The organism is Achromobacter sp. 1011811831, from assembly GCF_059760905.1.
The window spans coordinates 1-8,528 of sequence record NZ_JCBANG010000150.1; the positions used below are offsets into that span (position 1 = coordinate 1).

At 67.5% G+C, this 8,528-nt stretch carries 9 protein-coding genes; 6 read left to right on the forward strand and 3 right to left on the reverse strand.

The genetic code is table 11. From position 1 onward, the window contains the following. Positions 1–60 precede the first annotated feature (60 nt). The 3 genes from AC6LJ9_RS29610 to AC6LJ9_RS29620 are packed head-to-tail and all read right to left on the reverse strand — an operon-like array spanning position 61 to position 1,669. Complete coding sequence (locus AC6LJ9_RS29610; protein WP_498150328.1) at positions 61–552, reverse strand: copper chaperone PCu(A)C; 492 nt, start codon at positions 550–552, stop codon at positions 61–63. A 19-nt stretch (positions 553–571) separates the two neighbouring features. After that, positions 572–1,471, reverse strand: coding sequence for a LysR family transcriptional regulator ArgP (locus AC6LJ9_RS29615; RefSeq protein ID WP_103271521.1), 900 nt, complete (start codon positions 1,469–1,471; stop codon positions 572–574). Positions 1,472–1,507: 36 nt separating this feature from the next. Further along, complete coding sequence (locus AC6LJ9_RS29620) at positions 1,508–1,669, reverse strand: hypothetical protein (RefSeq protein ID WP_498150329.1); 162 nt, start codon at positions 1,667–1,669, stop codon at positions 1,508–1,510. Positions 1,670–1,801: 132 nt separating this feature from the next. Here AC6LJ9_RS29620 and AC6LJ9_RS29625 point away from each other — a divergent pair, with 132 nt between their 5' ends. From AC6LJ9_RS29625 to AC6LJ9_RS29650, 6 genes are all read left to right on the forward strand, one after another. Next, positions 1,802–2,434 (forward strand): LysE/ArgO family amino acid transporter, encoded by a 633-nt coding sequence (locus AC6LJ9_RS29625; RefSeq protein ID WP_103271522.1) that lies wholly within the window; start codon positions 1,802–1,804, stop codon positions 2,432–2,434. 74 nt (positions 2,435–2,508) lie between these two features. Next, positions 2,509–2,826 (forward strand): antibiotic biosynthesis monooxygenase family protein, encoded by a 318-nt coding sequence (locus AC6LJ9_RS29630; protein WP_498150330.1) that lies wholly within the window; start codon positions 2,509–2,511, stop codon positions 2,824–2,826. 380 nt (positions 2,827–3,206) lie between these two features. Further along, positions 3,207–4,370, forward strand: a complete 1,164-nt coding sequence (locus AC6LJ9_RS29635; RefSeq protein ID WP_498150331.1) for an ABC transporter substrate-binding protein — start codon at positions 3,207–3,209, stop codon at positions 4,368–4,370. A gap of 405 nt (positions 4,371–4,775) precedes the next feature. After that, positions 4,776–5,648 (forward strand): branched-chain amino acid ABC transporter permease, encoded by an 873-nt coding sequence (locus AC6LJ9_RS29640; protein ID WP_103271525.1) that lies wholly within the window; start codon positions 4,776–4,778, stop codon positions 5,646–5,648. A 5-nt stretch (positions 5,649–5,653) separates the two neighbouring features. Then, on the forward strand, positions 5,654–7,576 hold the full coding sequence (locus AC6LJ9_RS29645; RefSeq protein WP_498150332.1) for a branched-chain amino acid ABC transporter ATP-binding protein/permease: 1,923 nt from the start codon (positions 5,654–5,656) through the stop codon (positions 7,574–7,576). Between the two features lie 19 nt (positions 7,577–7,595). Further along, positions 7,596–8,318 carry an ABC transporter ATP-binding protein gene (locus tag AC6LJ9_RS29650; protein WP_103271527.1) on the forward strand — a complete coding sequence of 241 codons (723 nt, stop codon included), beginning with the start codon at positions 7,596–7,598 and terminating at the stop codon, positions 8,316–8,318. Positions 8,319–8,528: the final 210 nt, after the last annotated feature.

Consider the following 8,528-nt stretch of genomic DNA (forward strand, 5'->3'; position numbering starts at 1 on the left):
GATGCCCGCTCCGTGGAGCGGGCATCGCGCTTGCGCCTTGCTCGGCTGAGCGCCTGGCGCTCAGTGCTTCATCGAGCTGTGGTCGTGGCTCATGCCGGGGTTGTGCGCGGCGGGCTTGACCTTGAACTGGACGGCGACCTCGCCGGCCTTCTCGAACTTAAGCGTGGCGGGCACCGAAGCGCCTTCGGCGAAGGGGGCTTTCAGCTTGAGGAACATGACGTGATAGCCGCCCGGGGCCAGCTTGACCTCGCCGCCGGCGGGCAGCGCGATGCCGCCCTCGACCTGGCGCATCTTGGCCACGCCATCCTTGGTTTCCACGGTATGCAGCTCGACGCGCTCGGCGACGCTTGAACTGACCGACAGCAGGCGGTCGGCGGCCGTGGCCTTGTTGTCGATCTCCATGTAGCCCGCGCCATTGGACTGGCCCGGCGCCGAGGCGCGCACCCACAGGTCGTCGATCTCGACCTGGCCGGCCTGGTAGTCCTTGGCCCAGGCGGAACCGGCCGCGCACAGGCCCATGGCGGCGATGACTGCGAACTTGCGTAGTTTCATGCGTATGTCCTCCGGGAGATTAGCGCCGCCGCACCAGGCTGCGCGCGGCGGACAGGACCGAATCGGTCAGGGCTTCCATCGCCTCGGAGTTTACCCGCCAATGCTGCCAGTACAGCGGCACGTCTTCCCAGGCGCGGCCCCGCAGCAGCATCAGATGACCTGCGTCAAGGTGCTCCTGCACCAGCGGCAGCGGATTCATGGTCCAGCCCAGTCCGCCCAGCGTGGCCTGCACGAAGGCGCGGGTGGACGGCACCCACCAGACCGGCGGCTGCCAGGGCGCGGGATCCGAGATCTTGTGCGCGAAGCGGGCCTGCAGCGCGTCCTTGCGGTTGAACACCAGCACCGGCGCCTGCGCCAGCGTCTGGGCGTTCACGCCCTGCGAGAAATAGCGCTTGTGGAAGTCTGGCGAGCAGGTCGCCACGTAGCGCATGCTGCCCAGCGCATGGATGCGGCAGCCCTGCACCGGATCGGCCAGCGTGGTCACCGCGCCCAGCACGGCGCCGTTGCGCAGCAGCGCGGCCGTGTGATCCTGGTCCTCGGACTGCATGTCCAGCGTGGCGCGGGTGCGCGCCGAAAACTGCAGCGCCGCCTCGACGAACCAGGTTTCCAGACTGTCGTGGTTGACGGCGATGGGGATGCTGGCGTGCGGCACGTCGTCCTCGGCCACGCCCAGGCGATTGAGCGCGTCGTGCTCCAGCAGCGCGGTCTGTTCGGCCAATTGCACCAGCACCCGGCCGTCGGCGGTGGCGGCGGCGGGCACCGTGCGCTGCACCAGCAGCCGGCCCATGCGGTCTTCCAGCGCCTTGATCCGCTGCGACACCGCCGACGGCGTCACGCTCAGCGCCAGCGCGGCGCGCTCGAAACTGCCTTCGCGCACCACCGCCGCCAGGGCCCGCAGATTGCCGTGATCGATCTTCATGACTGAATTAGTTTTGCTTAAGATAATGAAGGAAAATTAGCTGTATTTCATGTAGCCGGCAAGCGACAATTCATCATGCCGGCACGCCTGCGCGCGCCGACGCCCCGCTTCATCGCCAGCCTCCCCAGGACGAAAAAGCCATTCCGGCATGCGCTTGCCGCCGCCGGAACGGGCCGGCTTGACGATGAAAACACCCATGCCGCGCACCACGCGTGCGCCCGCCGTCTCCGGAGACCACCGGAAACGACCGGGCGCCGAACGCCTCGCGCGCGCCTGGGACTTGTAGCCATCGAGCGCCGGCACAGGCGCAGCAGCAAAGGTATCCGCATCATGTTCGCCACCCTGTCATCCCCCCTCTTCTTCACCGCCTGGGCCAGCGGCACGGCCACCGGGCTGGGCCTGTTCGCCGTCGTGGGCGCGCAAAGCGCGTTCATCCTGCGCCAGGGCCTGATGCGCGCGCACCTGGCCAGCGTGGTCGCCATCTGCGCGCTGATCGACGCCGTCTTCATCTTCGCCAGCGTGTCCGGCCTGCAGGCCCTGACCACCTGGTTCCCCTGGCTGACCACGGCCGTGCTGTGGTTCGGCGTGGCCTTCCTGTCCTGGTACGCGCTGCAATCGGCCCGCCGCGCCTGGAGCGCGAACGGCGGCCTGGCAGCGGCGCGCGAGGCCGTGCCCTCGCGCCGCGCGGCCATGCTGGGCGCGCTGGGCTTCTCGCTGCTGAACCCGCATTTCTGGCTGGACATGGTGGTGGTCGGCTCACTGGCGCACGGCTTCGACGACGCCCGCATGGCCTTCGCCGCCGGCGCCCTCACCGCCAGCCTGCTGTGGCTGGCCGTGCTCAGCATCGGCTCGCGGCTGTTCGCCCCGTTCTTCGCCAGCGCCTCGGCCTGGCGCGTGCTGGACGGCATCATCGCCGTGATCATGGCCGCGCTGGCGGTCAGTCTGGCGCTCAAGGGCATCTGAGCCGCCCGACACCCGCTTGGCGGTGGCCCCTCCCCGCCACCGCCTTCCTCCTCCCCTCGCCCCAGAGCGCCGCCATGTACACCGCCACCTTCATCTTCGCCAAAAAGCAGTACGACGAGGATTTCCACCTGCTGGACGGCCAGATCGCCGAGGCCGCGCGCGCCCTGCCCGGCTACCTGGGCGAGGAGTCCTGGGAAGACCCGGCGCGCGGACTGGTCAGCAATGTCTATTACTGGGAATCGCTGGACGCGCTGCAGGCGCTGATCCGGCACCCGCTGCACCAACAGGCCAAGGCCGCCCAGTCCCGCTGGCTGGACGGCTACCGCGTCGTCATCGCGCAGGTGATCCGGCAATACGGCGACGACCGCCTGCACTCCCCCGCCCACCCGTAATCGACCGCGTTGCCCCTCCCGGGCCCGATGCCCGTCCGGTTCGCGGACGACCATGCGCGGCCCTCCCGTCCGAAAACGTGCGCCTGCCGTCCCCCAGCCGCTCTCCCTGGCCGCACGCCCAGCCGCTGCCCCCCGCGTCCGCCGGGGCCCGGCCACCCAGGCGTTTACCCTAGGTCTGCCGGCCGAGTGCCGGGCCGCTACCCAATTCCCGTAAAAACCCTCCCTAGGGATTTCCACGGAAGTGCGCCGCCGAGTCAGATTCGCGTAAGAGATTAAGCAGACAGTCACACCACGCAACACAAGCATGCGCGCCGCACGTTGCATCCAGGCGCCGGCAACAGGTTTTCGACGCAGTTCCACCAATTACAACGGAGACACTCATGGACTTTCGTTTGAAGCTGCTGGCAGGAACCCTTGCATTTGCCCTGTCGGCCGCGTCCCACGCCGCCGATCCCATTAAGATCGGCGTGGCCGGCCCCTACACCGGGGGCTCCTCCTCGATGGGCGTGAGCATGCGCGACGGCGTGCGCCTGGCGATCGAAGAGATCAACAAGGGCGGCGGCGTGCTGGGCCGCCAGCTGGTCGCGGTGGAGCGCGACGACGAGGCCAAGAACGAGCGCGGCGTGCAGATCGCCCAGGAGCTGATCAACAAGGAACAGGTCACCGCCACCGTCGGCTACATCAATACCGGCGTGGCCCTGGCCTCGCAGCGCTTCTACCAGGACGCCAAGATTCCGGTGTTCAACAACGTGGCCACGGGCAGCGTCATCACGCACCAGTTCAAGGCGCCCGAGTACCCGGACAACTACGTGTTCCGCAACGCGGCGCACGACAGCATCCAGGCGCCGATGATCGTCGAGGAAGCCATCACCCGCCGCGGCTTCAAGAAGGTCGCGATCCTGGCCGACTCCACCAACTACGGCCAGCTCGGCCGCGAGGACCTGGAAAAGGCCCTGGCCGCCAAGGGCATCAAGCCGGTGGCCGTGGAGAAGTTCAACATCAAGGACGTGGACATGACGGCCCAGCTGCTCAAGTCCAAGGAAGCCGGCGCCGAGGCGGTGCTGACCTATGGCATCGGCCCCGAGCTGGCGCAGATCGCCAACGGCATGGCCAAGCTGGGCTGGAAGGTGCCGATCATCGGCAGCTGGACGCTGTCCATGGCCAACTACATCGACAACTCCGGCACCAATGGCGAAGGCGCGCGCATGCCGCAGACCTTCATCCAGGACCCGGACACGCCCAAGCGCAAGGCTTTCATCGACGCCTACCTGGCCAAGTTCAAGCCCAAGAACAACCGCATCGACTCGCCGGTGTCGGCGGCCCAGGGCTATGACTCGATCTTCCTGCTGGCCGCGGCCATCAAGCAGGCCAACTCCACCGAGGGCCCGAAGATCCGCGAGGCGCTGGAAAACCTGCAGACGCCGGTCGAAGGCGTGGTGATGACCTACAACAAGCCGTTCAGCCACGACAACCACGACGCGATCACGGCCAAGGAAGTGGTGATCGGCGAGGTCAAGGGTGGGCGCGTGATCAAGGCTAATTAAGGGAGCCCACCCCCGAAGCGCCTCCGGCGCTTCCCCCTCAAGGGGGCGCTGCCGCGGACCGGAGGGGGAAGCCCACCCGTGAAGCGCTGCGCGCTTCTTCCCTCAAGGGCGCTGCCGCGGACCGGCCAAGCCGGCTCCGCGCAGCCCCGATCAGGGGACGGCCTGGTCGCGTTGCGGCCTTGCTCTTCGTGGGGGAGGCCTCGGGATGGCACAGCGTATTTCGGATCGGTTTGACTGAAGCAGCCTTGCGGTGCCATGGCCCTGCCCCTTGAGGGAGCTTCGCCACGGCGCGGCCGGCTGATGCCGTTGTATGTGATGCAGGTGGCGCGCAGCGCCTTGGACAACAGAGAACCGCGTTCCGGCCAAGGGATCTGGCACGGGACGCCGGCGCCACGAAGACACACCATGATTCTTCTACAGCTTATCTATAGCGGTATCGCGCTGGGCATGATCTATGCCGTCATCGCGTTCGGATACCAGCTCACCTTCGCCACGTCGGGCACCCTCAATTTCGGCCAGGGCGAAGCCCTGATGCTGGGCGCGCTTGTCGGCCTCACGCTGGTGGGGCTGGGCGTGAACTACTGGGTCATGATCCCCATCGTCTGCATCTTCGGCTTCGCGCAGGGCGCGCTGGTCGAGCGGGTCGGCGTGCGGCCGGCCATCAAGACGCGGTCGGAATTCGGCTGGATCATGGCCACGATCGCGCTGGGCATCATCTTCAAGAACGTGGCCGAGAACGTCTGGGGCCGCGACGACCTGCGCTTTCCCTCGCCGCTGCCCGAGGCGCCGATCCAGGTGCTGGGCGCCAACGTGCTGCCCATGGAGCTGCTGGTGGTGTTTGGCGCGCTGGCCATGATGCTGCTGGTGGAAGTGTTCAACCGCAAGTCCATCTACGGCAAGGCCTTTGTCGCCACGTCCAATGACCGCGACGCCGCCGGCCTGATGGGCATCAACACCGGCATGGTGATCACGTTTTCCTATGCGCTGTCGTCGCTGACGGCGGCCTTCGCCGGCGTGCTGGTGGCGCCGCTGACGCTGACCGGCGCCACCATGGGCGCGGTGCTGGGCCTGAAGGCCTTCGCGGTCGCCATCATCGGCGGCCTGTCCAGCGGCATGGGCGTGGTGGTGGGCGGCCTGATCCTGGGCATCGCCGAGACCACCACCGGCTTCTATCTTTCGACGGGGTACAAGGACGTGCCTGGACTGGTGCTGCTGCTGCTCGTGCTGACCTTCAAACCCGCCGGCCTGTTCGGCAAGACCGCGATCAAGAAGGTGTGACGACGATGAAACCCCTGCATCTGCTGCTGTCCGTCGTCGCCGTCGCCTGCCTGGCCGCCGTGCCGCTGGGCGTGACCAACACCTATTACCTGCACCTGATCGAAACCATCATGATCTACGCGATCCTGCTGTTCGGGCTCGATATCGTGGTGGGCTACACCGGCCAGGTCTCGCTGGGCCATGCCGGCCTGTTCGGCATCGGCTCCTACGTGGCCGGCGTGCTGTTTTTCCATCTGCAGCTGCCCATCTGGCTGACGCTGCCGGCCGCCATCCTGATCGCGGCGGCCTTCGGCGCGGTGCTGGCGCTGCCGGCGCTGCGCGTCACCGGCCCGTACCTGGCGATGGTGACGCTGGCCTTCGGCACCATCATCCAGATCCTCATCAACGAAATGACCTTCCTGACCGAAGGACCGCTGGGCATCAAGATCCCCAAGCCGTCCATCGGCGGCCACGTGCTGAACAAGAGCGAGTACTTCTGGCTGGTCGCCGCGCTGCTGGTGCTGTCGCTGATCGTGGTGCACCGCATCCTCAAGTCGCACCTGGGGCGCTCGTTCGAGGCGCTGCGCGACAGCCCGATCGCGTCGGACTGCATGGGCGTGTCGGTCTACCGGCACAAGGTATTCGCCTTCGTCATCAGCGCCGGCTTCGCTGGCCTGGCCGGGGCGCTGTACTCCTATTCCGAACAGTACATCTCGCCCAACACCTACAACTTCGAACTCACCATCCTGTTCCTGCTGGCCATCATCATGGGCGGGCGCAAGAGCCGCACCGGCGCGCTGCTGGGCGCGGCCATCATCGTGCTGCTGCCCAAGATGCTGGACGACATCGCCACCTTCCGGCTGATCGCGCTGGGCGTGGCCGTCGTTGTGACGGTCGGCGGCGCCATGGCCGTCGCGCGCGGCCGCACCGAGGCGCGCAAGCTGGCCGTGCCAGTCATCGGCACCATCGCGCTGGCGGTGTTCTCGTACTGGCTGGACGCGGTCACCGACTGGCGCCTGACCATCTTCGGCGCCATGATCCTGTTCGTGGTCTATTACCTGCCCGACGGCATCGTCGGCTTCGTGCGCAACCTGTTCTTCTCGGGCCGCCGCGCGGCGCTGTCGGTCAAGAAGGACCTGGTCAAGCAGCAGGAAGCCGTGCCCGACGCCGCGCGCGGCAATGGCGAGACCCTGCTCGCGGCCAAGGGCGTGCTGATGCAGTTCGGCGGCCTGAAGGCGCTGAACCAGGTGGACCTGACCGTCAAGCGCGGCACCATCCACGGCCTGATCGGCCCCAACGGCTCGGGCAAGAGCACCATGATGAACGTGCTGACCGGCATCTACGTGCCGACGGCCGGCTCGGTGGATTTCTCCGGCAAGTCGCTGGTGGGCCTGGCGCCGGCCGACATCGCCGCCTCCGGCGTGGCCCGCACCTTCCAGAACGTGCAGCTGTTCGGCGAGATGACGGCGCTGGAGAACGTGCTGGTGGGCCTGCACCATACCTTCAACACCGGACTGGCCGGCATCGCGCTGCGCACGCCCGGCTGGAAGCGCGAGGAACAGCGCGCGCGGGCCCGCGCCCAGGCGCTGCTGGAATTCGTCGGCCTGGAGGATCTGGCCAGCGAGGAAGCGCGCAACCTGCCCTACGGCAAGCAGCGCCTGCTGGAAATCGCCCGCGCGCTGGCGCTGGACCCGCAGCTGCTGCTGCTGGACGAACCGGCCGCCGGCCTGACCGCGCCCGACATCGTCGAGCTGCTGGCCATCATCCGCAAGGTCCGCGACCACGGCATCACGCTGATCCTGATCGAGCACCACATGGACGTGGTCATGGGCGTGTGCGACACCGTGTCCGTGCTGGACTTCGGCCAGAAGATCGCCGAGGGCCTGCCCAATGAAGTGCAGAGCAACGCCAAGGTCATCGAGGCGTATCTGGGCGGCGCGACCGCTTGACGCCAAGGGGACACACGAGATGCTATCGATCAAGAATCTGGAAGCGGGCTACGGCAAGGTCAAGGTGCTGCATGGCATCAGCATGGAAGTGCCCAAGGCCAAGGTGGTCACGCTGATCGGCTCCAACGGCGCCGGCAAGACCACCACCATGCGCGCCCTGTCCGGCATGATCCGCCCCACCGCGGGCGAGGTCACGCTGGGCGGCAAGCGCATCGACGGGCTGGAATCGCACCGCATCGCGCGGCTGGGACTGGCGCACTCGCCGGAAGGCCGGCGCGTGTTCCCGACGCTGTCGGTCACCGACAACCTGCTGCTGGGCGCCTTTCCGCGCCTGACCGGCAGCCGCCCCAAGGGCGACGTGCAGGCCGACCTGGGCCGCGCCATGGACCTGTTCCCGCGCCTGAAGGAACGGCGCGAGCAGCTGGCGGGCACGCTGTCCGGCGGCGAGCAGCAGATGCTGGCCATGGCCCGCGCCGTCATGCTGAACCCGGAGCTGGTGCTGCTGGACGAGCCGTCCATGGGCCTGGCGCCCATCCTGGTGGAGGAAGTGTTCCGCATCATCGCGCGCCTGAAGGACGAGGGCGTGACCATGCTGCTGGTCGAGCAGTTCGCCGCCGCCGCGCTCAACGTGGCCGATTACGGCTATGTGCTGGAGAACGGGCGCATCTCGGTGCACGGCTCGGCGGACAAGCTCAAGCATGATCCGGCCGTGGTTGCAGCCTATCTCGGCGGAAGTCATTGACCCCCCCCCGAAGCGCCTACGGCGCTTCCCCCCCAGGGGGGCGCCACAGCGGACCGGCGAAGCCGGCTCCGCGTGGCCTGGCTTTGGGCGGGGTTGGCGGGTTGGGGGGTGTCTGCCTTTGTTTATGGGGGTGCGGTGGTTTTTTTTCACATTTCCCGTCCCCCGAGACGCCACAAGGGAACCCGTATGGCGTCTTCTGTTTTTTAAAAA

Coding starts and splice junctions, on each gene's coding strand:
- AC6LJ9_RS29625 (WP_103271522.1), top strand. CDS start 1,802: ATGTTCGCCACCCTGTCATCCCCCCTCTTCTTCACCGCCTGGGCCAGC.
- AC6LJ9_RS29620 (WP_498150329.1), bottom strand. CDS start 1,669: ATGGGTGTTTTCATCGTCAAGCCGGCCCGTTCCGGCGGCGGCAAGCGC.
- AC6LJ9_RS29615 (WP_103271521.1), bottom strand. CDS start 1,471: ATGAAGATCGATCACGGCAATCTGCGGGCCCTGGCGGCGGTGGTGCGC.
- AC6LJ9_RS29640 (WP_103271525.1), top strand. CDS start 4,776: ATGATTCTTCTACAGCTTATCTATAGCGGTATCGCGCTGGGCATGATC.
- AC6LJ9_RS29635 (WP_498150331.1), top strand. CDS start 3,207: ATGGACTTTCGTTTGAAGCTGCTGGCAGGAACCCTTGCATTTGCCCTG.
- AC6LJ9_RS29650 (WP_103271527.1), top strand. CDS start 7,596: ATGCTATCGATCAAGAATCTGGAAGCGGGCTACGGCAAGGTCAAGGTG.
- AC6LJ9_RS29630 (WP_498150330.1), top strand. CDS start 2,509: ATGTACACCGCCACCTTCATCTTCGCCAAAAAGCAGTACGACGAGGAT.
- AC6LJ9_RS29645 (WP_498150332.1), top strand. CDS start 5,654: ATGAAACCCCTGCATCTGCTGCTGTCCGTCGTCGCCGTCGCCTGCCTG.
- AC6LJ9_RS29610 (WP_498150328.1), bottom strand. CDS start 552: ATGAAACTACGCAAGTTCGCAGTCATCGCCGCCATGGGCCTGTGCGCG.